This window comes from Methanocalculus sp. MC3 (assembly GCF_054767395.1).
In genome coordinates this window covers 325,959-348,701 of record NZ_BAABMP010000001.1, presented here as the reverse complement: position 1 = coordinate 348,701, position 22,743 = coordinate 325,959, and the positions used below count along the sequence as shown (strand labels likewise).

The window sequence follows — 22,743 nt, the reverse complement described above, 5'->3', positions numbered from 1 at the left end:
CAATGAACAAAAGGAACAGACCAGAGTAATCAGGTGATAAACAGATGCCGACACAAGAGGACGAACATATCATTGAGGCAAGCGGACGGGCACGGATTGTGATCAGAAACGGTATCGTGGTGGAGGTAGGTGATCCGCTCATCCATGACTGCCCCCTTGCAAAGCGGTTTGCATACCCGATTCCGGAGATGACAAAGGAGCATATTGCCGCAAACATCACACACCGGATACAGGCATTTGGGATGTGCACCCCCGAACGCGAGGTCGAAGATGACCGGGAGTTTGTCGGGTTCGGGGCATCTGAAATCATCAGCTTCGGGATGAAGGCAGGGATGCTGGATGCAGCAGTCCTCGCCTGTGATGGTGCCGGAACCGTGATCGCACCAACACCCTCACTTGTCCAGGGGATCGGCGGCAGGATGTCCGGGCTCGTCTTTACGACCCCCTATCCCTCAGTCATCAGGAAGATCGAGGAGGCAGGCGGTATCGTCGTATATCCCGAGACAGGAGCGATGGATCAGGTGGGCGGGGCATCCCGTGCGGTCGCAGAAGGATTCACCGGGATCGCCGCCACCGTGGCACTCCCGCAGGATGCAGAGGCGATCCGGGGCCTGTACCCGAATGTCCTCATCATCGGCGTCCACACAACCGGTTTTACAATAGAAGAGGCGCAGGCCCTCGTGGGTGCAGCTGATCTGGTGACAGCCTGCGCATCCGGACCAATCAGGGAGATCGCAGGTGCCCGGGCACTTGTTCAGGCAGGTGTCTCGGTACCGGTATTTGCGATGACAGAGAAAGGAAAGGAGATCCTGATCGAAAAGATCCGGCAGTCGGATGAGCCGGTCTTAATCAAGCAGGCAAAGCTCCCGGCAGTCGGTGGAATACAGCCGGATCCCTTGATCTGAAGAGAATTACTCTTTTTTAAGGTGATCGTTTCTGAACCGGACGAGCTCTTCACAGAACTCCCCGAGATAGTCGTCCATCGAGAGGCTCCCTTCCTGGAAGGCACAGTCTCCTTCCTCTATCACCTTGTTGATGATATCCCTGGTCGGGAGAATGAGATCGATTCTTACCCCGGCCTGCTCAGCTCCACGGATCAGAGCCTCCCGGAAGATCCCAAGGCAGTAGGCGATCCGGTACCGGTAGACCCCTTTCGTCTTGGCAAGGTACCCGGCAACGCGGCCGGTCTCGATCCTGAGAAAATCATCAAGGACTTTCTGGTCTTTTACTTTGCCGAGCATGTACTTGTAATGGGCATAGGGGTACATCTCCTCAAGTTCGGATGGCACGATCCCGCATGTCCCAAAGACGACGATATGGTACTGATCGTCTGAGAAGACCTGCGAGATGACCATTTTGATCAGCTGGTGGCTCGGGCTTGTGCTGTAGGGCTTCCGCATCGCACAGGGGAGGAAGATCCCAATATCCTTTGGTTCGACATCATACTCATCAATGATGTAGCGGTAAGACTGTTCAAACTCCGAAAGATAGAAGGGGGGATCGGTAAGGAGGGGCTTATCAGATGGGTTGTTATTGCCGCCCATGGTTGTCTCTTAGATGTTGGTTGCAGAGGAGGATGAAAGGTGCGGGTTGCCCACAAAGAAATATCGGTTAGAATGTTCTGTATACTGTTCTTCGAGGTCCCACCTCAACCACGACAATGATCAGACGCTCATTATGGATCTTCAGAATAGCGCGGTATTTTCCAACCCTGAGTGAGAAGAACGGAGGGTTATGGTTCCCTTCCAGACGTTTGATAAACCTGTACGGGTTCTCCTCATTTGCAAGATCTGTAAGCGCCTTTTGGATGCGCTGAGCCGAGTGTGGATCGAGTCTGGCAAGATCCCGTTCTGCTGGAGGGATGATGACAATGTCAAAAGGTATCACAGGAGATCAAGATCCCTCATAGCGTCATCAAGAGGCCTGAATTTTCCTGCTTTTATATAGATCTCTGCCTCATCCAGACGCCTGAGGGTCTCTTCAGAGAGAGGTTCATCATCATACATTACATCAATCAGGCGCTCAATACAATCATTATAGGTTTCCCGGGGATGGATCTTCAACCTGGTCAGTCGCTCTTTTGTTGAAGATTCAAGCTTAATCGTCTGGGATGTCGCCATGATACTATAGTACACCCCAGTATACCATAAAGATTACTACCACTCAAACTCCGGCAGGTAAAAAGGAGGATAGGTAAGGAGGGGCTTATCAGATGGGTTGTTATTGCCGCCCATAGTTGTCTTATAGACATGGGTTGTGGAGGAGGATGAAGGGTGCGGATAGGTTAACGTTGGTGAGATCCTGTTGTTCTTCCAGAAGATTTATATTCGCAAACATCCGAACATAATTCATGTCAATCAAATGTGGTGACAAGCCCGGAGAGGGCAGGTATGTATGCAAGAAATGTGGAAAGTCGATCACCCTTGCAAGCAAGGACGAGGCAATCTATCCCTGCCCGCTCTGCCAATTCTGCGAATACCGGCAGGGCTGATCCAGGCGTAATGTATCAGAACCAAAATCATTTTTATCTCCGATCCAATCCGGTAGAGCTGTATCCTGCAGATAGAAGGCAGGCGGATCAGCGATATGAATTATACCACTGCTCATATTCCTTGTGATCTGCAAAACAGTGGAGGATATACAGGGTATCTTCATGAATCTCATATATAATCCGTGCCTGCCGCGTCACCTTCTCAACATGAGAGGGGATGCCATACCTCAGATGACGGCGGGGAGGCATGGATTGTATCTTTTCAAAATGCCAAAGGAAGAGATGCTGAAGATCGTTTGGTAACCTTTCAAACTCTCTTCGTGCAACATCAAGGAAGAGGATCTCCATTCGATCACTTCGTAATGAGCCGTCTCATCTCATCCAGAGAGGTGAGAGGAGTTTTTCCGGCCAGAACCTCACCCATCTCTATGGAAACACCTCTGTGAACCAGCAGCAACTCTTCTTCTTCAATCATCCTTTCGTATGCGAGTATAGCCTGACGAATAACCTCCGTCTGATTCCCCGCATATCCCTTATCGATGATCCTCCGGATTGCCTCTTCATAGGGTCTTCCAATATTAATGTTCATAGAGATCACCCTTGAGCACATAATAAATGTACATTCAATAATATATTAATTGATCATTAATCCAGGTGGAGAGGGGATCGGCACACTATCAGGACCGCCCGCCCCTCACAACCCACATAATACACCCAGACACCCCAAGGCCAACCAGGCTTGCCCATAAGGGCAATAGCAAAACAAACGCACCCACCCCCCCGGTAGCAATCGCCACCATCAAAACAGAGAGACCAAGGAGCCGGGCAGCCTGCACCCGGCCCCGATCAAGCGGCTCTCCAGTCCGATCACCCACAGACAGAGTCTGATCCTTCCTGAAGAGGACTGAATTGAATAAGAGAGGAGCTGCAAGCATCCAGATGAGGAGCCATGATGAGACCGGGAGAGGGAGGGGTGGCAGGGTGATCCCAAAGAACGCTGCATATGCAACCAACCCGATAACCAGAACTGCAGCAAACCATATCTGACGGAAATCCGGTTCTTTCAGCCGTAAATCAAGGATAAAGGCAGCTAACGCTGCGGGACCTGCCAGCCAGAAACCCCCGGAAACCAGCCATCCGGCAAGAAGGAGCAGAGCAGCTAAATCAAGGGACCCGGCCGGCTGCCCGGTTGTCCGGTTCACTATCCGGAGAAGGAGCAACACGAAGAGTGAGGTCAGAAAACCTGGCTCTTGAGCAATGAGGAGAAGAGGGATACATATCAGAGCAGGCAGAAACGCAGCATACTCTGAGTCAGGGTCAAGCTCCCGGGAGATCGCCCATGCAAAGAAGATGGCAAGACCGGCGATAAAACCCTGAAAAATGGCGGGAAACAGGGTTTCACCCAGATACAAAGATGAACCTGCAGCCCCTGTCGAGACGAGGAGTGTCAGGATGATGATCGCCCGGTTTGTCGGGTACATTGGATCAATGGGGCGTGCGATTGTCGTCAACTGGTGCATGGTATCCTCTCCTAAATTCAGATGAACTCACGGTGAGCCGCAGGAGATAAAATAGCCTTCCCACGGAGACGAGGGGAGCACCCCCAATCCTGCCACCACAATACCCATCCTCATCACGAAAATTCCCTCCATGACAGCCGGTTTTCCCACCAAGAACACTTATAACCATCAATGCCGTACAAAGAGAAAGGGCTTGATGAACAGCCCATAGAGAACAGGAGGAATTCTATGCCCGAATTTGCAAATCCATTCGCAGGAAACAATATCGACCGAAAGATATCCCATGATGAGCTCATCCGCACCATCCGCTACAGCATGTCAGCCGAATTCGAGGCTATCCAGCTGTATATGCAGATCGCAGATGCAACCGATAATCCTCTGGCAAAAGAGGTCTTAACCGACATCGCAGACGAAGAGAAGGTCCATGCAGGTGAATTATACCGGCTCCTGATGGAACTCGATCCAAAAGAGGGAGAGTTCTATGCAGAAGGTGTAAAAGAGGTTGAGGAAGAGATTGAAAAGTTAAAAGCGAAGAAATAATTCGCTTAATATCTTTTTTCGTTATTCAGGAATGCAGGAGAGATTGTTCTCTTAATCCCGTATCCCGCCTGAAACCGTGATCGTCTTCTCGATGATCGGGATATCCACCTCGGCTTCCTCAAGTGCCCGCTCAACCACATACCGGACACCGGAACAGCAGGGCACCTCCATATGGGCGACGGTGATCGTTTTGATCTTGTGCAGGGTGAAGATCTCAACCAGAATCTGGATATATCCTTCAACATCAGAGTCCAGTTTCGGGCAGAAGTTAACCAGCACACGGTTTTTCAGGAGGTCGGCATGGAAATTCCCGTATGCAAACGGGACGCAATCTGAGGAGACGAGGAGATCCGCATTATCAAAGCATGGTGCAGCCGGATTGATGAGCCGGAGCTGAACCGGCCACTGCCTAAGTTCTGATGGTGCCGGGGCACCACCTCCCATCACGTCATCCCGGATGATTGTGTGTGGAGCCGTTCCCGGACAGTCCGGGTGAGTGCAGGGGGATTCTGTCGGTCCTTTCTCCTTGTAGGGCACCGGAATATCATGCTCCTGGAGGAAGGCAACAGCCCGTTCATAGAGATCCATCCGGTCATGTTTATCCAGATGTTCAAGATGTGCCCTGATGACAGCATCGCCTTTGGAGACGATCGTCCGCATCACCTCCCATTCATCATAAGGTTCAGCCTCGCGTGTGATGACAGAGATTGCCCCTTCCGGACAGGTGCCGATACAGGCGCCAAGGCCGTCACAGTAGAGATCGCTGATCAGCCGGGCTTTTCCGTCGATGATCTGAAGTGCTCCCTCAGGGCAATCGGGGATGCAGTCCCCGCACCCGGTGCAGAGATCCTCATTAATCCTGATGATCTGTCTTTTCATGTTTTTTCCCTCCTATAAGATGCAATCCTTACAATCCTGCTCGCCACAGGGAAGGTTATCTATCTTCCATTTGAGTGCCCAGCGCTTAATATCTCTGATCACGCCAACCAGGTCAAGGCCGCTTTCGGTCAGGGTGTACTCTGATCTGATCGGAAAGGTTGTTGCATCCACCTTCCGGATGATGATTCCTTCATCCTCAAGCTCCTTCAGCCGCTCGGAGAGAACTTTTGGGGTGATCCCATCAAGAGTAAGCCGCAGCTCTGAAAAACGCCTGGTGTACGCTTCACCTTTGTACAGCTCCAGAATGATCAGAAGCATCCATTTCTTTGAGAGGTATCTGACCGACTGGTTAACCGTGCACCCTTCCTGCATGGTATAGTATTGGAAACTCACTCCTATTTATATAATAGTATGCAATAGATATTTTGTATCAAAAAGATATCAAAAGGAGAATGGAAATGTTCTGTAACCAGTGTGAAGAAACGGCCAAAGGCACCGGATGTACTGTAAAGGGAGTCTGTGGAAAAGAGGATGATATCGCAGTATACCAGGATCTCCTGGCATATCTCTGCAAAGGAATAGCTGTCAGGAACCTTGCTGCGATGGAGAATGGCACAGATGATCCTGATGCAGGAAAATTTATCGCTGATGCCCTGTTTGCAACCCTCACGAATGTGAACTTCGATCAGGCGAGATTTATCGATCTGATCAATCAGGCAATTGCGATCCGGGATGCCCTCCCTCCCGCAGGAGCGGATGAGCCTGATGCCTGCACCTGGAAGCCTGCTTCCGAGGGTGAGATGTTAGAGAAAGGGAAGGCTGTTGGTCTTCTTTCAACAGAGAACGAAGATGTGCGATCGCTTCGATCGACCCTTCTCTTTGGAATGAAGGGGATTTCCGCTTATTACACCCATGCAGAGGTGTTGGGAAAGACCGACGCAGATATCGAGCGCTTCCTCCAGAAAGGGCTCGCCTCGACTCTCCAGGATCTCTCTGTTGACGAGATGGTGGGGCTCGTCCTCGAATGCGGAGAATATGGCGTCAAAGTCCTTGCACTCCTTGACGCAGCAAACACCGGGACCTACGGGAAACCCGAGATAACAAGTGTGAAGACCACCGTCGGATCGCGCCCCGGCATCCTGATCACGGGGCATGATCTGTTGGATCTTGAGATGCTCCTCAAGCAGTCACAGGATGAGGGCGTGGATATCTATACCCATGGTGAGATGCTACCGGCCCATGCCTATCCGGCATTCAAAAAATACCCGCACCTCTATGGAAACTACGGAGGCTCATGGCCACACCAGAAAGAGGAGTTTGAAAGTTTCAACGGCACTGTACTCATCACCACAAACTGTATTGTTCCGCCAAAGGACTCCTACAAAGAGAGGATCTATACTACAGGAATGGCCGGCTATCCGGGTGTTGCCCACATCCCGGCATCACCTGAAGGAGCTAAGGACTTCTCCGCAGTCATAGCAGCAGCAAAGGCTGCCAAACCCCCCGAGGCTCTTCCGGGGAGCGGTGCGGATCTGATCACCGGCTGTGCCCATGATGCCGTTCTTGCTCTTGCAGGAACCGTTATCGATGCGGTGAAGAATGGGGACATTAAGAAATTCATCGTGATGGCGGGTTGTGACGGCAGGCGGAAAGACCGCGAGTACTATACACAGTTTGCAGAAGCACTCCCAAAAGATACCGTCATCCTGACCGCAGGCTGTGCCAAGTACCGGTACAACAGCCTCGGACTCGGGGACATCGGCGGCATCCCCCGGGTGCTTGACGCAGGGCAGTGCAATGACTGCTACTCGCTTGTGGTGATCGCACAGGCACTTGCAGAGGCATTCGGAGTTGGGATCAACGATCTTCCGATCGCATACAATATCGCATGGTACGAACAGAAGGCCTGCCTCGTCCTCCTCTCACTCCTCTCCCTCGGAATAAAGGATATCACCCTTGGCCCCAGGCTTCCGGGATTCGTCTCCCCGGCAGTACTTGATGTGCTTGTGAAGAACTTCGATCTGAAGCCAAACACAACTGTTGAAGACGATATGGCACGGATGTTTCAGGCATAACTGTCCTGAGGCAGATCCCCTCAATTTTTTTCAGAAATTATTATCAGGATTATCGATGAATTGAGGAGTAGCATGAAGAGCAATGAGAAAGTCCCTTTCCCCATTGATTCCATCAGGAGGCCAGCCAATGCAGTTTACATGTCCGGGAGCAGCCAACCTCAGGAATCCCACACTTGAACTACGAACCTGCCCACAATGCGGAGAGGAGATTGAGATCTTCTCGGATGAGATGAAAGCCTCATGCGAGAGATGCGGTTTTGTCATCTATAACGACATCATCTCCTGTGTCCGGTGGTGCAGGTATGCAAAAGAGTGCGTTGGCGAGGAGATGTATCGAAAAATAACCGGAATAAAGGAAGGGTAAAGAAGTAGTTACAAACGCCGGTATTGCTCCCTGACAGATACATTATTAATCCCTGATGAGTAAGCAGGTCTTGTTATCGAAAAGAAAAGTGATTTGCCATGCCTCCACATTGTGATACACGAGATGGTCCTGTTGTTACAGCGGCTAAAAAAGCGCTGGAAACAGAGAACCTCAACTATGTACTCATCTGGATTCCGGAAGAGTCAGAAGAAGAGCTAAAAGATATCTTTGAAAGAACCCTGCGGGCCAGAAAAGCCGGAGAAGAATCTCAGGATGTTGCCGATGACTGGTTCTTTGAGAACTGCATCCGGCTCCATCGTGCTGGTGAGGGAGCCCCCTACACCGGTATGAAACCCGCCGGGCTCAGCGAAGGGCCGATAGTTCCAAGAGCCGAGAAAGCAATCGAGACCGGTGATCCCAGGGAGACGATCAGTTTTATTCTCGATACGATTGAAGAGGATCTGATCCATCGGTTCCATCATGTCATGCAGAAGAAAACATATGATCTGAATGATGTAGCTGCCGGAAGGGAATATATTGAAGCGTTCATCGGCTGGGTAGTATATTCACACCACCTCTATGCCTCCGTGACCGGCGCTACCGGAGAGAGCAAGAAACATGTCGGGAATACCGGACATAAACACGAATGAGTCTTTTCTCAATACCTGAAAATCCGCATGAGAGTCAGTATTGATCGTATAGGATGTATCAGTTGTGGGTCCTGCTGGGATACCTGCCCAGACTTTTTCGAGCAGAATCCTGATGATTCATTCAGCCAGATTAATGAAGCATTCCGGGTGAGGGGAATCGTTGCGGAAGGAGAAGCCCCCCAGAATCTAAGCGATTGCGTAATGGATGCAGCAGATCTCTGTCCGGTTCAGATCATCCGGACAGAGATCTGATCTGCACAGGGCGTTATTGTCCCCTCGCACCGATATGAGTAAAGCGACCCGTTTAGCTCTGCCAGCAGATGGGAGAACACATTTTTTTGAGAGCCTCCACAATACGCAGATAGCATCAGATCACTCAGATACCATGACAGTACCTGTTATCCTCTCTGCACCAGAGTAGATATTCATCTTGTTTGATCTGACAAATCCGATAAGTGTCAGGTTTGCCTGTTGTGCTATCGCAACTGCAAGCGTCGTTGTAGCACCTCGTGAAGCAACAATCGGGATGCCGGCAATGAGACATTTTCTCGCCATCTCAGATGAGATTCTCCCCGAGCAGATGACAAATGTTTTTGAGAGATCAATTCCGGCTTCAAGAGCAGAACCTATCGCCCGATCAAGGGCATTATGGCGGCCGATATCCTCAACGATCCGGATCGCCGCCCCCTCTTTATTGAAAAGCCCGACGATATGGATTCCTCCTGTTTCAGTGTGGAGATCAGAGGTGAGCCCGGCCTTCACCGCTGCCTGGATCACACCCGGAGAGAGGACAAAACCTTCTGGTGCAGTGGGCAGGTGTGTGGAATCCAGAAACGAGCTTGTACCCCCGCAGCCGGAAAGCACCGTCTTCTTTGAAACAAGGATCTCAAAAGGATTCTTCGTCAGGACACTTACTTTTGTATCCTCAATCCTGATCGACTCGATATCATCCAGGGATCCTATGATCCGCTCGGTATAGAGATAGCCGATCACAAATTCACGCAGCATCACCGGGCTTGTCATTGCAGTGAGGATATGCCTGCCATTCACAAGGACGGCGATCGGCACCTCCTCAATAACCGGGTGAAGGATCTCAGTGATAGTATCATCAATGACACGAAGTGTCGGAAGTTCCAGAAACATCATCTCACCATCCTTGTTATCTCTTCAAGCGTCTTGAGAAGGAGATCGATCTCCTCATCTGTTGTATAGAGATAGGTGCTTGCCCGAACCGTTCCCTCTGGCAGAGCAAGCTGATCCATGAGAGGTTTACAGCAGTGATCTCCGGATCGTACCATAATATCCGCTGCCTCATCAAGGATATGGGCAACATCGTGTGGATGCATCCCGGAAACAGTAAAGGAGACGACACCGATCCGATCATTGCGATTCTCTGATCCATACACTGTTACGCCATCAATATCCAGGAGACCATTGAGAAGCCGTTGGGATACATGCTCTTCATGACGTTGAATATTCTTCATCCCGATCGACTCAAGATATGAAACCGCCTTTCCAAGGCCGATTGTTCCCCCGATCGGAGGAGTGCCCCCCTCATACCGGCGGTAATCCCCGAGATATGTATATCCATCAACTGATGCCTGTTCAACAGACCCCCCTCCGGTCAGCAGAGGTTCGAGAGCCATCTGCTTCATCCAGAGGACCCCTGTCCCGGTCGGCCCGAGCATCTTGTGTCCTGAGAAGCAGAGGTAGTCACACCCAAGATCCTTCACATCTATTGGGAGATGAGGAACTGACTGTGCACCATCCAAGAGGAGTTCGGCACCGTGGTCATGGCTAATGTGAGCAATTGTCCTTACAGGAAGAAGTGTTCCGAGGACATTTGATGCATGGGTGATCGCAACGAGGCGGGTTTCATCAGTTATGGTTGCCTCAAATGCTCCCATATCGATCGATCCATCTGCATCCGGCCTGATTACGTCAACGATAACACCCCTCTTTCGGAGACGTAGCCAGGGAAGGAGGTTTGAATGGTGTTCAAGTGCCGTCGTTACAACCCGATCCCCCTTCTTCCAGGGGATTCCTGAGGCAACAATTCCGATCGACTCAGTCGTATTCTTTGTGATCACGGTGGTTCCTGATTCTCCACCAATGAAAGAGGCAATACGATCATGAGCATCAAGGTATTTCTGGGTGGCGATGACTGACAGCCGGTGGACACTCCTTCCAATATTTGCCCTGTACCTGAGATCGTACTCAGAGATCGCCTTTGCAACCTTCCGGGGCATCAGGCTGGTTGCAGCAGAGTCGAGATAAATGAGATCACTGGTGATCGGGAAGTCGGAACGGATTGTATCGGCAATCATGATTATTCATCCATACTCCCGCTCCGATACCCCATAAGATCGAGGGTGACATAGAGAAAGCCAAGGCGCCTGAAGGCATCGGTTATCTTCTCACGGCAGGCGATGAGATCCAAAAGTTCATCTTCAGGGACTTCAATTCTGGCGATATCGCCATGAACCCGGAGGCGCAGTTGTGAAAAACCACATTCGGAGAGGATCTCCTCCCCCTCCTCGATCATCCTGAGTTTCTGGGGAGTGATCGGCTCATCATAGGGAATCCTGGTGGCAAGGCAGGCATTTGAAGGTTTGTTCCAGAAGCTCAGATTGCATTGCCGTGCCATCTCACGGATGCCCTGTTTATCGACACCTGCCTCAATGAAAGGATGGACGACTCCTTCCTCATCGGCAACAGCAAGACCGGGGCGGTACTCCCCGAGATCCGAGAGGTTCGCCCCGTCAGCGATTGCAGCACCAGCTGCACGTTCCCTGAAGATACGTGACGAATCGCGCTTGCAGATGGCACACCGATCTTTTGGGTTCCGGCAGAATGCTTCATTTTGAAGAATTGGGAACGGAACAACCTCACAATCAATACCAATCTCCTGAGCTACCCTGAGTGCATCAGCAACTGCCCGCCGGGGAACAACAGGTGAGTCAAGGAGGATATACCGAACCTGGCCCGGGATTGCCTCCTCTGCAATGGCTGCCAGAAGGGAGCTATCCACACCGCCTGAGAAGGCAATAACAAGGGGAGACTTCTTTCTTAATACTTCCCTGACGTTTCCCTTCAGATCATCCATTTCATTCCACATCCTCACAAGAACCGCAGGCCTGTTCACCTTCCCGCATCTTCACGCAGATTTTGCATATTTGTGATGCCAGATCTATCTCTTCACCCGAATGGAGAGCAGATGCAAGAGCCCTGATCAGGGTGCGTATATCCTCCTCAAAAACAATTCTGTACCCTCTCTTTCCCGAGAGGTACTGCGATATGGCAGAGGGGGCACAATCAAGAATTTCAGCAGCTTCCTGCTGGGTTGAACCGCACGAGATCAGCTCCTCTGCGATCGCAGCCCGGATAGCAGGGAGTACATCCCAGACGATCATCTGACAGGGTAATTTCAGAACCATCACTTCCCACCAAAGTTATTTCACAATTGTTAAGTCAGTGAGCGATAAATATCTTCGCCAAAGAGCCGGAACAATAACTTTTTTATAACCCTCGGTTCATTCATGTATAGAAGATTCACAATTGTGAAACAGCAGGAGAAGAGATATGGCACGATCATTATCAACAACCAAGACGATGACGGTCACCTTTGATGAGCCGCTTCTCCTTGAATCAAAAGCGACTCTCACCCCGTACACCATCGCATACCAGGCCTATGGAAAACTGAATCGTGAGAAGAGTAATGCAATCCTTATCTGCCATGCCCTCTCAGGGGATGCCCATGCAGCCGGAGTTGATCCGGAGTCAGGTAAGAAAGGGTGGTGGGAGACGCTTATTGGACCTGGAAAGGCGTTTGATACCGACCGGTACTTCGTCATCTGTTCAAACGTTATCGGAGGATGCAAGGGCTCAACAGGACCCGCATCAATCAATCCAAAGACCAATAAGACATATGGACTGGGTTTTCCTGTTATAACCATTCATGATATGGCCAGGGCTCAGAAGAGGCTTATCGAACATTTGGGTATCAGGAGACTTGCTGCTGTTGCCGGAGGATCGATGGGAGGCATGCAGGCACTTGCCTGGTCGGTTCTCTACCCGGAGGCAGTCAGTAAGGTAATTGCCATTGCAACCACAGCCCGATCATCGCCCCAGCAGATCGCATTTAATGAAGTCGGACGGCAGGCGATCATGGCAGATCCTGTATGGAAAGGGGGAGAGTATTCACCAGCTGATCCTCCGACGCGCGGTCTTGGTCTGGCCAGAATGATCGGCCATATCACGTACCTCTCGGATGAAGCAATGCATGAGAAGTTCGGAAGGAGATTCTATGGATCTGAAGGGATCAGCTATGAATTTGCAACAGAGTTTCAGGTGGAGAGTTACCTGCATCATCAGGGGGACTCTTTCACCCGCCGGTTCGATCCAAACAGCTACCTCTACATCACACGGGCTCTCGATTACTTCGATCTCTCTCAGGAGGGATCGCTTGCAGATGGATTTACAAATGCTACATCATCGTTCCTCGTTGTCTCGGTATCAAGCGACTGGCTGTACCCGCCATACCAGTCAGAGGAGTTGGTAGCAGCACTCACAGAAAATGGGATAGATGTGCAGTACTGCGAAATTCGATCGAAATACGGGCATGATGCTTTCCTGCTCGAATCCGGGCAGCTCAATTATATTATCGGGGATTTCCTCGACCGTCTCCTCGTCAGAAATGTAATGGAGGGTGGAATACCCACTATCGAAGAGTCGGCTTCGATACTTGAAGCATCCAAAATAATGATCCATGAGGGCGTCAATCATCTCCCTGTGCTTGGAGAAGAGAAACAGATCTCCGGGATCGTAACATCATGGGATATTGCAAAAGCTGTCGCCTGCGGCCACAAAACCCTTGATGAGATCATGAGCAGGGATGTCCTCACTGCTTTACCGGATGAGCCGGTCCGGGAAGCAGCACGAAGAATGCAGGAGCGTTCCATATCAGCTCTCCCGGTCATTGATGAGAAGAAGCAGGTCATCGGCATCATCACCAGTGAGGCGATCAGCAGGCTTGTTGGCAGGTGCACATAAGGAGGAAAATGGTATGGGGAAGATCTATAATGATATAACTGAAACAATCGGCAATACCCCCCTCATCCGGCTGAACCGTATCACCGAGGGGTTATCTGCAATAGTGGCCGTTAAGGTCGAGTCCTTCAACCCGATGCATAGCGTCAAGGACAGGATCGGGCTTGCGATGATTGACTGCGCAGAGAGAGATGGCAGGCTCGGTAAGGGGCAAAGGATAATGATCGTTGAGCCAACGAGCGGAAATACCGGAATAGCCTTAGCAGCAGTAGCAGCCGCACGCGGCCACCCCATTACCCTCGTCATGCCTGAGACGATGAGTCTCGAACGGCGACAGGTTCTCTCTGCTCTTGGAGCGGAGCTGATCCTGACACCCGGAGGGGAGGGTATGGGCGGAGCAATCCGGAAGGCGACCTCTCTTGCAGAAGAAGGGGGCTGCTTCATGCCCCAGCAGTTTGAGAACCCTGCCAACCCGGAGATCCACAGAAAGACAACAGCTGAAGAGATCTGGCGGGATACCGAGGGAAAAGTTGATATCGTTGTTGCAGGGGTTGGAACAGGAGGCACGATCACCGGGATTGCCGAGGTTATCAAAGAGCGAAAACCATCTTTTAAGGCAATTGCAGTCGAGCCCGTAGAGTCGCCGGTTCTCTCCGGGGGACAACCAGGTCCACACAAAATACAGGGGATCGGTGCAGGTTTTGTTCCGAAGATACTCAGGCTCGACCTTATTGATGAGATAATACAGGTCACCGCAGAAGAGGCGAAAGAGATGGCACAGAAGCTTGCCCGAAGTGAAGGCATTCTTGCAGGCATATCATCAGGTGCTGCACTTACTGCTGCCCTAAGAGTGGCAGAACGAGAGGAAAATGCAGGAAAGCTGATTGTTGTTATCCTGCCGGATACTGGAGAGAGATACCTTTCAACGGGTCTCTTCACACCATAGGAGAAAGAGTATGAGCATACGTGAAGATATCAGGACGGTCTTTGAGAAGGATCCGGCAGCACGATCCACCCTTGAGGTAATCTGCTGCTATCCGGGGATGCATGCCCTCTGGATGCACAGGATTGCACACCGCCTCTGGAGATACAGGCTTCGTTTTCCTGCACGCCTGCTTTCACATATCTCACGTGCTCTTACCGGAGTCGAGATACATCCCGGCGCATCAATCGGCAGAAGGGTCTTCATCGATCATGGCTCAGGCGTTGTCATCGGGGAGACCGCAGAGATCGGCAACGATGTCCTCATCTATATGGGAGTTGTTCTCGGAGGAACATCGCTGACGAAGGGAAAACGTCACCCGACAATCGGAAATGATGTTATCGTTGGTTCAGGTGCCGCAGTCCTTGGACCGATCGAGATCGGGGATGGTGCCCGGATTGGTGCGGGATCGGTGGTTGTCCGGCCCGTTCCTGCCGGGGCAACCGTGATTGGAGTTCCCGGAAGAATTGCAGGACCTGATGAACAGAGGACCCCGGGAATCCTCGATCATGGGGACCTTCCGGATCCTATGCTCAGGGTAGTGAGCCGCCTCCTCGATCGCCAGAGCAGGCTTGAAGAGAGGATCTTTGAGCTTGAACGCGACCATGTGACAAAAGAGGCAAAAAGGAACGAACTGATCCGGGAAGATGAGGTCAGAAACGCACTCAGGACAGTTATCGATCCGGAGGTCGGGATCGATATCGTTGATCTCGGTCTTGTGAAGGAGGTGCATGTCGAAGACGATTCAGTTCTCGTCTCGATGGTGCTGACGACAAGTGCCTGTCCTCTCGTCGACTATCTAAAAGATCAGGTGAAGAGGACAGTCCTCGGACTTGGGGAGATCAGGCATGTCGAGGTCGAGATCCTTGACGAGCCCTTTAACTGGGATCGGTTCGTTGCACAGAAAGGAAAACTCGAAGATCTTTAAATTTCAAGCATCCTCTCAATCGCCACTCTTGCTCTGGCAGCTATCTCATCAGGAACCATAATCCTGGGGGTCAGATTCTCAAGCGAAAGAAGGACCTTTTCCAGGGAGGTCTTCTTCATATTCATACAGACAGCTTTTTCTGAGAGAGGGAAAGCCCGCTTCCCGGGGCACCGTTTCTCTATCTGGTGAATAATGCCAGGCTCGGTTCCGATGATAAAATCGCGCCTTTCAGAAGCACAAATATGACGGATCATCCCGGAGGTTGAATGGACATAATCTGCCAGATCGATAACCTCAGGCCGACATTCGGGGTGAACGAGAAGTTCTGCATCGGGATGATCGAGACGGGCTCTGGAGACATCTGCGATAGTCATCATATCGTGGACATAACAGAACCCCTGCCAGGGCAGGATCTCTTTTTCTGTGAATCGTGCCACATACCGTGCAAGGTTTCTGTCAGGAAGCATGACCACCTGATCTGCTTCGAGGGATTCGACGACCTTCAGGGCATTTGCCGATGTACAGCAGATATCGCTCTCTGCTTTCACTTCAGCCGTCGTATTCACATATGCAACGACGGCTGCGTCAGGGAACCGCTCACGGAGCATCCGAACCTCACTTCCGGTGATCATCCCTGCCATCGGGCAGTGGGCATCGGGTGCCGGGAGGAGAACAGTCTTTTCAGGAGAGAGGATGGCGGCAGTCTCTGCCATAAAGTCGACACCGCAGAAGACGATTGTCTCTTCTCTCCGCTCTGCTGCTGCGCGGGCAAGTTCAAGTGAGTCCCCGACGATATCAGCAATATCCTGTACCCCGGCAACCTGATAGTTATGGGCAAGAATCACTGCATTCGTCTCTTCAGCAAGAGAGCGGATTTCAGTTGATATATCATGGGCAATCACTTCTGACACCTCTCTTCAATCTGATGAATACACTATCCACATGACTGATACAATCCTGAAGCCTTATGGCCTTTCCCTCCCTTTCTTTTGTACCATCACTACATCTTCTGAGGATATGACACGGAGAAGGTACGTGCCATAGCATGGTTTTGTATAGGGGAGGATGACCGCATCGCCATCTATCCCAAGAGCAATGGGAGGAACACCGATGATCCGCTTATCAAAGATCTTAAAGCCCGGATCGACATAATAGACCTCCTTAAAGTGTTTTTCAACATAGGCCCGACACTCCTTGAAGGACGCCATGGAGAGGAGGACATCATAACCGAGATCTTCAACACAGGTCATCTCAGCACCTCATCGAGTTTTTTACGGAGTTTGCCAGGATTATGAACCGCCTTCTCGACGATCATCTCACAGGGGATCTCAAGCTGTTCTGCGAGTTCCTCTGCCTCTCTCCCAAAGACAACGACAATAAGACGGCCTTCAAAGAGATACCGGATTGTGGTTGCATAACTGATTCCGGCATCATTGTGGGCAAAGACGATACAGGTGGACGGAGTCGTTTCCCCTGATGCCAGGTCCTCGATACACCGATCCAGTTCAACCATCTTCTTTACGTACACCTTCTTAGGATCTGAGACCTTCAGGAGAACCAGCACCGCGCTGTTCCCGGCGATCAGTACATCTTTGCCAGCTTCATTCAGGCGATCGGCTGCGTAGAGTGCAAGTGCCTGCTGAACCGGAACCTCGGGGCACCCAAGGATGATAAGCGTTTCATCTCTTTTTTCTTCCATAGTACAAAACCTCAATTAGTAAATATCCCGAAATGGTGTGATATCACAGCCGGTGCATGGGAGGCACATCGTCCGGGCAGACCGGGCATCAAGCCCATACCGCACCAGGATCTCAACGGTTTTTTTGGCAAGATACAGGAGCCGTTCCTGTGATGGCCGTTGAATGGTGATCTCCCCTTCACGAAGTGGGGAGGGTGAAATCGGACGGAGATTTGGGATGACACCCATCCGGGCCAGAGTCGTGACACCATCAAGCACGGTCTGATCATCCTCACCAAGTCCGATGATGAAATTTGAAAATACTGCGTTTTTCCCGAATATGGTGACCGCCTCCCTGAGTGCATCGAGTATCTCAGATAAGGAGAAGTCAGGGCAGACAGTAGAAAAGATCACCGGATCCATCGTCTCCACATTATACTTGATCTCAACGGCACCGGCATCATAGAGGAGCCTGCTGGAGTCCTTTGTCGGATAGACAGAGACACCGATCGGGAGGTCAAAACGGCTGTGGAGTGCATGCACCACCTCAACGATCCGTTCCACCTCCTCTTCAGGAGATATGGCAACACCGCTTGTAAGGGAGATTGCCTTGAGACCCCCGGTTGCAGACGCCTCTTGGACCAGCCCGATGATCGTCTCGATGCTTTTCCTGCCGCCATGCAGTTTTGGAACCGGGCAGAATCTACAGTGGAAGATACACCGCTCACTGACGGTGATATATGCCTGCTCAGGACAGTGGCAGAGCGGTGTTTCGAGTTTTCCCCATATGAACGGCTCATTGTTATGAAGAAGGAGAACACCATCTTCATCTGGAACAGCTTTTAATGGAGAATGTTCCTTTACCGTCAGGCGTACTCTGTGGTCCCCTGACCGGATGAAGATCGACGTCCCTCCGGCTCCGGGACCGGCTGTTGCTGATGTCTTTGTTGCAATAGGGATAAGCCGCTCATCAAGCTCCACGGTCCCTATAGCAACAAGAAACGCTTTTCCTTCTGGCGTCATGGCAGACATTCCATCACACAGTCCTTTTCACAATTGTGAATTATCCGATAATTTGTTCTGTGGAGTATTATACCTTCGGATTGAAGATACAAAATGAGGTTTTTTTTGCCGGATTCGAAGCCATTAACGTATCTGAGGGAAGAGTAGATTATGGCAGCGTCACAATTGTGAATGCCAATGCCAAGGTGGCGGAGTGGCTACGCGGTTGACTGCAGATCAACTACATCCCGGTTCGATTCCGGGCCTTGGCTCTTCTTACAATACCCTGTAAAATCCATTTGGAGGGATTCTATGTTTTCGGTTCAGGAACTCGATCGATACAAACGCCAGATCATGCTCTTCGGCGAAGAGGGCCAGGAACGGCTGAAGGAAGCAACGATATTCATCGCAGGTGCCGGGGGTCTTGGTTCTCCCATCTCCATCTACCTTGCGGTTGCAGGAGTTGGGCGCATTGTTCTTGTTGACAAAGATAGTGTTGAACTCACAAATCTCAACAGGCAGATACTCCACTTCAACCGGGATATCGGAGAGAGGAAGACGATATCAGCATCGGTAAAACTCAGGGAGATCAATCCTGACATCTCAATTGAGGCAATCGATACAACCATTGATGAGACAAATGTCCTCGATCTCGTCGGAGATGCTGACGGTATCGTCGATGCGATGGATAACTTCCCAACCAGATATCTTTTGAACCAGGCAGCATCGACAAAGAAGATCCCCTTCTTCCACGGCGGAATACGCGGGCTCTGCGGGCAGGCAACAACGATAATCCCCGGAAAAACAGCCTGCCTCTCATGTATATTCCCACATCCTCCACCTGCTGAAGTCTTCCCGGTCGTGGGAGTAGCACCCGGGTTCATAGGAATGGTGCAGGCAACCGAGGTGATCAAGTACCTCACCGGCACAGGGGAGCTTCTGGAGAACCGGCTCATGCACTGGGATGGAGAGCTGTCTTCGGTTGACGAGATCAGGCTTGTGAAAAATCCCGCCTGCCCGGTCTGTGGGGGAGAGGAGTAGAAAATCCGGAGGATATTATGGAGGTAAAGATTCGTTTTTTTGCAAAGTTCGGTGAGATCTTTGGGAGAGAGCATCTGATAGAGGTCTCAGATGGAACACGAATTATTGATGCAATCAAGGCAGTCACAAGCAGGAAACCGGAACATGAAACGGTGATCTTTGATGAGAGCGGGCATTTCCGATCTTTTGTGATAGTGATGAAGAATAAGATCCGGATTCAGCATCATGAGACATTCACACTTACAGTTTCAGATGGTGATGAGATTGTCGTTTTTCCCCCGGTGGCAGGGGGATAGCGTACAACTTCTTTTATAAACAGACAAACACTTCATATCTCAAAATCTCTTCTTTTCAGTGAGATAATAGCATTCCTCATCCATTTCATGCATCCCATCGGGATCGTGATCAGTCTGTTCATTATATGGTCTCTCCTCTGATTCAGGGAAGATATCCTGCCATTGTGTCGTTTCATTTTGTTGATTATATTGAGAAATGTAGTTAAATGCGGAAAATTTTTCCTAAGCCTGAACTCTAATGAGAGATGACGATTAATAGATGTATGGCGACCTACCTGACAAAGGGGAGAACCAAAGTGCCAGGGTGGCGGAGTGGCTACGCGGTTGACTGCAGATCAACTACATCCCGGTTCGATTCCGGGCCCTGGCTCTCCATCAGCTTCTTTTTCGTAAAGGGTTGAATAGGTGTATCTGAGAGGGGAAGAGATGACCTGTATCTTCCTCCCGGGTTAGAAGGGAGATGGATCATGGGACGAGAAGATATAATGAAATCAATAATTATCATCTGCCTGACTGCACTTATCCTCCTTATCAGTGGTTGTACCGGTCTTGAAAGTGATATTTCCAGCGGGACTGATGCTTCATCAGATAAGCCGGAATGGTTGACAATACCACTCACCGACATTCTAACAGAGGAAGAGTTCACCCTTGGATCTTGGATGGGGTCTGGAAAGCCGGTTATCATCCATACCTTCACCACTTCATGTCCCGCATGTGGAACCCAGTTCAAAGAATCGACAGATCTCCAGAGGGAAAATCCCGGAGCCTATGTTGTCATCGGATTGAATATCGACCCGGATGAAGGGAACGCAGCAGTCAGGCAATACGTGGAGAAAAACGAGTACGAGGGTCATTTTATCACTGCACCCAACCAACTGTCTATCGGACTCATCAGGACTTTCGGTATCAGAATCATGCAGTCGACTCCGCAGACGATACTGCTCTATAACGATACCATCTATTTCCTCGGACCCGGCATCTTTTCATCAGAGGGGCTTGTCTGGATCATCGGAGATCTCTCTTCATGATAACCTCTGAAACACTAATACTCTCATTTATTGCCGGGATCTATACCCCTCTCGGTGCAGTCTGTGTCCTCCCCCTCTACCCCGGTTATCTGGCATATCTCGCCTCAGCAAATAGAGAGGGGAGGATGAACTCCCCTCTGTATCTGGGACTCATCGTCAGCGCCGGTGCGATCGGATCGATGCTTCTCTTCGGTCTTCTCTTCGTGACTATTATGAATACATCGCTATCAACAGCGATCCGCCTCATGAGCCCGATCATATACATACTCCTCGTTCTCCTTGGTGCAGGAATGATCCTTGGCCTCGATCCGGGCCGTCTCTTTCCAGGTATAGAGGTCCCAAAAGCACATTCCCAACATGCAGCAGCTCTGCTGTATGGTGGATTCTTCGGTCTTGTTGCCCTCCCCTGCAACCCCGCCGGGCTCCTTATGATCTTTGCCCTTTCAGCAACCATACCCGAAGCCATAACCAGCCTGGTACACTTTATCGTCTTTGGAATCGGGATGGCGACACCGCTTCTTCTCCTCTCAGCCCTCTCCGAAGAGCGAGTCTCAGGCATTCTCCGGGTTCTGACCACGTACCAGGAAGGGATACGGAGAGGTGCAGGGATAATCATCCTTTCTGTAGCACTTTATTATCTGATACATATGCTTTTTCCGGGTCTCCTGTAAAAAGCGGGGACATACAGCCAGCTCTTATTTTATAAAATCCGATGCACAGACAAAAATCACCTCTTCATGAAGATATAAATATTTTAGAATCAATCTATAATGAGTTCACAATTGTGAATATTCATTTCCATTCAGATGAAGTGGAAGAATATATCATATTATTCAGAGTAGGGAGTGATCATGAGTATCAGAGTACAGAAGCTATTCGAGGCGATCTTCACCCTTGAGGATATGCGGGAGATCTATCGTGGATCGATCCCCACAGGTCTTGACACGGTGGAAGAGACGGCATTTGATGAGAAGATCGCAGAACTGAAGGCGATCATCTCGGAGCTGGAGGGAGATACCGGCACAGCACGTATCACAAAGATTGCTGACAGTATCCCCATCCGATCACGGGAAGAGGATTTCATCAACATCCAGCCGATTCAGGCAGCTGGAAAACTGACTCCGGAGGCAAGGAAGGCAATAGCCGCCTACGGTGACGGGTACTCGACCTGTGACGCCTGCCGAAAACCATTCCGTCTCGACAAGATCACAAAGCCGGGAATTGCTGATTTTCATGCAGACCTGGCATCCTTTGTGAATATGGATGTTGCCCGTGTGGTACCGGGAGCCAGGAGGGGATTCCAGGCGGTCGCCCAGAGCCTTGTTGCGAAAGGGGACAGTGTTATCGTCTCTGCACTTGCCCATTACACCGAGTTCCTCGCAGTCGAGGGAGCAGGCGGGGTCGTAAGAGAAGTTCCACTCAACGAAAAGAATCTCGTCACCCCTGAAGCAACCGCCGTGAAGATTGAGGATGTGATCCGCGAGACAGGGAAGACTCCCGCCCTTGTGATGATGGATCATGTCGATTACCAGAACGCAAATGTTCATGATATCTCCGGTATTGCAAAAGTAGCACATCAGTACGACATCCCGATCCTCTACAATGGCGCCTATACCGTCGGGATCATGCCCGTGGATGGGAAGGCGCTCGGCGTTGACTTCGTCGTCGGGTCAGGACACAAAAGCATGGCATCTGTCGCTCCATCCGGAGTACTTGCCGCATCCAGCGATTGGGCAGAGAAGGTCCTGAACACCACTGCAATGACCGGAGACCTGACGAAGAGGAAATTCGGGATCAAAGAGGTCCAGATGCTCGGGTGCACCCTGATGGGGGGGACGCTCCTCTCGATGATGGCGTCCTTCCCGGCGGTGAAAGAGCGGACACTCCACTGGGACGATGAGGTGCGGCGATCGAACTACTTCATCGACCGGATTCTCTCGATCACGGGAAGCAGGGTCGTCTCGGAGTATCCACGGAAACATACCCTCACAAAAGTGGATACAACAGGGAGCTTTGACACCGTCGCAAAGACTCACAAACGCAGGGGATTCTTCCTCAGTGACGAGTTATCTGAACGAGGGATCATCGGCGAGTTTGCAGGTGCCACACGTACCTGGAAGTTGAACACCTACGGCCTCAGTGAGAAGCAGGTACACTATCTCGCCGATGTATTCATCGAAATTGCAGAAAAATACGAATTACCGATTGCAGAATGAGACG

General features: G+C 50.8%; 31 protein-coding genes and 2 tRNA genes. 17 read left to right on the top strand and 16 right to left on the bottom strand.

Features of this window, described 5'->3' with window-relative positions:
* Window positions 1-44: 44 nt before the first annotated feature.
* Window positions 45-905 (top strand): methanogenesis marker 8 protein, encoded by an 861-nt coding sequence (locus ACYUBO_RS01780; protein WP_460371930.1) that lies wholly within the window; start codon window positions 45-47, stop codon window positions 903-905.
* Between the two features lie 6 nt (window positions 906-911).
* Here ACYUBO_RS01780 and ACYUBO_RS01775 read toward each other — a convergent pair whose 3' ends face one another.
* The 3 genes from ACYUBO_RS01775 to ACYUBO_RS01765 form a co-directional block, all read right to left on the bottom strand.
* On the bottom strand, window positions 912-1,544 hold the full coding sequence (locus ACYUBO_RS01775; RefSeq protein ID WP_460371928.1) for a DUF5591 domain-containing protein: 633 nt from the start codon (window positions 1,542-1,544) through the stop codon (window positions 912-914).
* A 67-nt stretch (window positions 1,545-1,611) separates the two neighbouring features.
* The gene (locus tag ACYUBO_RS01770) at window positions 1,612-1,887 is read right to left on the bottom strand and encodes a type II toxin-antitoxin system RelE family toxin (RefSeq protein ID WP_460371926.1); all 276 of its coding nucleotides are present in this window, start codon (window positions 1,885-1,887) and stop codon (window positions 1,612-1,614) included.
* Complete coding sequence (locus ACYUBO_RS01765) at window positions 1,884-2,120, bottom strand: DUF7557 family protein (RefSeq protein WP_300330385.1); 237 nt, start codon at window positions 2,118-2,120, stop codon at window positions 1,884-1,886. Before ACYUBO_RS01765 ends, ACYUBO_RS01770 begins: the two co-directional genes overlap by 4 nt.
* 230 nt (window positions 2,121-2,350) lie before the next feature.
* Between ACYUBO_RS01765 and ACYUBO_RS01760 the strand changes: the two genes are divergently transcribed.
* Window positions 2,351-2,491, top strand: coding sequence for a zinc ribbon-containing protein (locus tag ACYUBO_RS01760; protein WP_300330388.1), 141 nt, complete (start codon window positions 2,351-2,353; stop codon window positions 2,489-2,491).
* 87 nt (window positions 2,492-2,578) lie between these two features.
* Here ACYUBO_RS01760 and ACYUBO_RS01755 read toward each other — a convergent pair whose 3' ends face one another.
* The 3 genes from ACYUBO_RS01755 to ACYUBO_RS01745 form a co-directional block, all read right to left on the bottom strand.
* The gene (locus tag ACYUBO_RS01755; RefSeq protein ID WP_460371923.1) at window positions 2,579-2,839 is read right to left on the bottom strand and encodes a hypothetical protein; all 261 of its coding nucleotides are present in this window, start codon (window positions 2,837-2,839) and stop codon (window positions 2,579-2,581) included.
* Between the two features lie 4 nt (window positions 2,840-2,843).
* Window positions 2,844-3,080: a hypothetical protein gene (locus ACYUBO_RS01750; RefSeq protein WP_460371921.1), complete on the bottom strand. Its 237-nt coding sequence runs from the start codon at window positions 3,078-3,080 to the stop codon at window positions 2,844-2,846.
* Window positions 3,081-3,168: 88 nt separating this feature from the next.
* A complete protein-coding gene (locus ACYUBO_RS01745) occupies window positions 3,169-4,011 on the bottom strand; it encodes a hypothetical protein (RefSeq protein WP_460371919.1) in 843 nt (280 codons plus the stop codon).
* A 228-nt stretch (window positions 4,012-4,239) separates the two neighbouring features.
* Here ACYUBO_RS01745 and encB point away from each other — a divergent pair, with 228 nt between their 5' ends.
* Window positions 4,240-4,551 carry an encapsulin nanocompartment ferritin-likeEncB family encapsulin nanocompartment ferritin-like cargo protein cargo protein gene (gene encB, locus ACYUBO_RS01740; RefSeq protein WP_460371917.1) on the top strand — a complete coding sequence of 104 codons (312 nt, stop codon included), beginning with the start codon at window positions 4,240-4,242 and terminating at the stop codon, window positions 4,549-4,551.
* Between the two features lie 51 nt (window positions 4,552-4,602).
* On the opposite strand, the gene ACYUBO_RS01735 is transcribed toward encB, so the two are convergent.
* Together ACYUBO_RS01735 and ACYUBO_RS01730 are read right to left on the bottom strand one after the other, a co-directional pair.
* Complete coding sequence (locus ACYUBO_RS01735) at window positions 4,603-5,430, bottom strand: ATP-binding protein (RefSeq protein ID WP_460371915.1); 828 nt, start codon at window positions 5,428-5,430, stop codon at window positions 4,603-4,605.
* A 12-nt stretch (window positions 5,431-5,442) separates the two neighbouring features.
* Complete coding sequence (locus ACYUBO_RS01730) at window positions 5,443-5,802, bottom strand: winged helix-turn-helix transcriptional regulator (protein ID WP_460372428.1); 360 nt, start codon at window positions 5,800-5,802, stop codon at window positions 5,443-5,445.
* Between the two features lie 86 nt (window positions 5,803-5,888).
* On the opposite strand from ACYUBO_RS01730, the gene hcp reads away from it, so the two are divergent.
* The 4 genes from hcp (at window position 5,889) to ACYUBO_RS01710 (ending at window position 8,771) form a co-directional block, all read left to right on the top strand.
* Window positions 5,889-7,505: a hydroxylamine reductase gene (gene hcp, locus ACYUBO_RS01725; protein ID WP_460371913.1), complete on the top strand. Its 1,617-nt coding sequence runs from the start codon at window positions 5,889-5,891 to the stop codon at window positions 7,503-7,505.
* 127 nt (window positions 7,506-7,632) lie between these two features.
* A complete protein-coding gene (locus tag ACYUBO_RS01720; protein WP_460371912.1) occupies window positions 7,633-7,869 on the top strand; it encodes a hypothetical protein in 237 nt (78 codons plus the stop codon).
* 98 nt (window positions 7,870-7,967) lie between these two features.
* Window positions 7,968-8,519, top strand: coding sequence for a DUF6448 family protein (locus ACYUBO_RS01715; protein ID WP_460371910.1), 552 nt, complete (start codon window positions 7,968-7,970; stop codon window positions 8,517-8,519).
* Between the two features lie 27 nt (window positions 8,520-8,546).
* Complete coding sequence (locus ACYUBO_RS01710; RefSeq protein WP_460371908.1) at window positions 8,547-8,771, top strand: ferredoxin; 225 nt, start codon at window positions 8,547-8,549, stop codon at window positions 8,769-8,771.
* A gap of 120 nt (window positions 8,772-8,891) precedes the next feature.
* Here ACYUBO_RS01710 and fdhD read toward each other — a convergent pair whose 3' ends face one another.
* Genes fdhD through ACYUBO_RS01690 form a run of 4 tightly spaced genes read right to left on the bottom strand, consistent with a single transcriptional unit; the run spans window position 8,892 to window position 11,956 of the window.
* Window positions 8,892-9,665 carry a formate dehydrogenase accessory sulfurtransferase FdhD gene (fdhD, locus tag ACYUBO_RS01705; protein WP_460371906.1) on the bottom strand — a complete coding sequence of 258 codons (774 nt, stop codon included), beginning with the start codon at window positions 9,663-9,665 and terminating at the stop codon, window positions 8,892-8,894.
* Window positions 9,662-10,846: an aminotransferase class V-fold PLP-dependent enzyme gene (locus ACYUBO_RS01700; protein WP_460371904.1), complete on the bottom strand. Its 1,185-nt coding sequence runs from the start codon at window positions 10,844-10,846 to the stop codon at window positions 9,662-9,664. Before ACYUBO_RS01700 ends, fdhD begins: the two co-directional genes overlap by 4 nt.
* A 2-nt stretch (window positions 10,847-10,848) precedes the next feature.
* On the bottom strand, window positions 10,849-11,625 hold the full coding sequence (gene larE / locus ACYUBO_RS01695) for an ATP-dependent sacrificial sulfur transferase LarE (protein ID WP_460371902.1): 777 nt from the start codon (window positions 11,623-11,625) through the stop codon (window positions 10,849-10,851).
* A gap of 1 nt (window position 11,626) precedes the next feature.
* Window positions 11,627-11,956: a transcriptional regulator gene (locus tag ACYUBO_RS01690; RefSeq protein ID WP_460371900.1), complete on the bottom strand. Its 330-nt coding sequence runs from the start codon at window positions 11,954-11,956 to the stop codon at window positions 11,627-11,629.
* A gap of 145 nt (window positions 11,957-12,101) precedes the next feature.
* Between ACYUBO_RS01690 and metX the strand changes: the two genes are divergently transcribed.
* Genes metX through cysE form a run of 3 tightly spaced genes read left to right on the top strand, consistent with a single transcriptional unit; the run spans window position 12,102 to window position 15,478 of the window.
* Entirely contained in the window at window positions 12,102-13,571 is a 1,470-nt protein-coding gene (gene metX / locus ACYUBO_RS01685) for a homoserine O-acetyltransferase MetX (RefSeq protein ID WP_460371898.1), read from the top strand.
* A 13-nt stretch (window positions 13,572-13,584) separates the two neighbouring features.
* Window positions 13,585-14,514, top strand: a complete 930-nt coding sequence (gene cysK / locus ACYUBO_RS01680; protein ID WP_460371896.1) for a cysteine synthase A — start codon at window positions 13,585-13,587, stop codon at window positions 14,512-14,514.
* 10 nt (window positions 14,515-14,524) lie between these two features.
* On the top strand, window positions 14,525-15,478 hold the full coding sequence (gene cysE, locus ACYUBO_RS01675; protein ID WP_460371894.1) for a serine O-acetyltransferase: 954 nt from the start codon (window positions 14,525-14,527) through the stop codon (window positions 15,476-15,478).
* Here the strand turns inward: cysE and nadA are convergent.
* Genes nadA through ACYUBO_RS01655 form a run of 4 tightly spaced genes read right to left on the bottom strand, consistent with a single transcriptional unit; the run spans window position 15,475 to window position 18,179 of the window.
* A complete protein-coding gene (gene nadA / locus ACYUBO_RS01670) occupies window positions 15,475-16,389 on the bottom strand; it encodes a quinolinate synthase NadA (protein WP_460371892.1) in 915 nt (304 codons plus the stop codon). The genes cysE and nadA overlap by 4 nt on opposite strands.
* A 54-nt stretch (window positions 16,390-16,443) precedes the next feature.
* On the bottom strand, window positions 16,444-16,728 hold the full coding sequence (locus ACYUBO_RS01665) for a DUF1894 domain-containing protein (protein ID WP_460371890.1): 285 nt from the start codon (window positions 16,726-16,728) through the stop codon (window positions 16,444-16,446).
* Entirely contained in the window at window positions 16,725-17,177 is a 453-nt protein-coding gene (locus tag ACYUBO_RS01660; protein WP_460371888.1) for a DUF1890 family protein, read from the bottom strand. Before ACYUBO_RS01660 ends, ACYUBO_RS01665 begins: the two co-directional genes overlap by 4 nt.
* A 15-nt stretch (window positions 17,178-17,192) precedes the next feature.
* Entirely contained in the window at window positions 17,193-18,179 is a 987-nt protein-coding gene (locus tag ACYUBO_RS01655; RefSeq protein WP_460371886.1) for a radical SAM protein, read from the bottom strand.
* 179 nt (window positions 18,180-18,358) lie between these two features.
* Between ACYUBO_RS01655 and ACYUBO_RS01650 the strand changes: the two genes are divergently transcribed.
* The 7 genes from ACYUBO_RS01650 (at window position 18,359) to pscS (ending at window position 22,739) form a co-directional block, all read left to right on the top strand.
* Window positions 18,359-18,430 (top strand) — tRNA-Cys (locus tag ACYUBO_RS01650).
* A gap of 40 nt (window positions 18,431-18,470) precedes the next feature.
* Window positions 18,471-19,199, top strand: a complete 729-nt coding sequence (locus tag ACYUBO_RS01645; RefSeq protein WP_460371884.1) for a HesA/MoeB/ThiF family protein — start codon at window positions 18,471-18,473, stop codon at window positions 19,197-19,199.
* Window positions 19,200-19,216: 17 nt separating this feature from the next.
* The gene (locus ACYUBO_RS01640) at window positions 19,217-19,495 is read left to right on the top strand and encodes a ubiquitin-like small modifier protein 1 (protein WP_460371882.1); all 279 of its coding nucleotides are present in this window, start codon (window positions 19,217-19,219) and stop codon (window positions 19,493-19,495) included.
* A 298-nt stretch (window positions 19,496-19,793) separates the two neighbouring features.
* A tRNA-Cys gene (locus ACYUBO_RS01635) sits at window positions 19,794-19,865 on the top strand.
* Window positions 19,866-19,980: 115 nt separating this feature from the next.
* A complete protein-coding gene (locus tag ACYUBO_RS01630) occupies window positions 19,981-20,523 on the top strand; it encodes a TlpA family protein disulfide reductase (protein ID WP_460371880.1) in 543 nt (180 codons plus the stop codon).
* Window positions 20,520-21,194 (top strand): cytochrome c biogenesis CcdA family protein, encoded by a 675-nt coding sequence (locus ACYUBO_RS01625; RefSeq protein WP_460371878.1) that lies wholly within the window; start codon window positions 20,520-20,522, stop codon window positions 21,192-21,194. The genes ACYUBO_RS01630 and ACYUBO_RS01625 overlap by 4 nt, the downstream gene beginning before the upstream one ends.
* 180 nt (window positions 21,195-21,374) lie before the next feature.
* Window positions 21,375-22,739, top strand: coding sequence for an O-phospho-L-seryl-tRNA:Cys-tRNA synthase (gene pscS / locus ACYUBO_RS01620; RefSeq protein WP_460371876.1), 1,365 nt, complete (start codon window positions 21,375-21,377; stop codon window positions 22,737-22,739).
* Window positions 22,740-22,743: the final 4 nt, after the last annotated feature.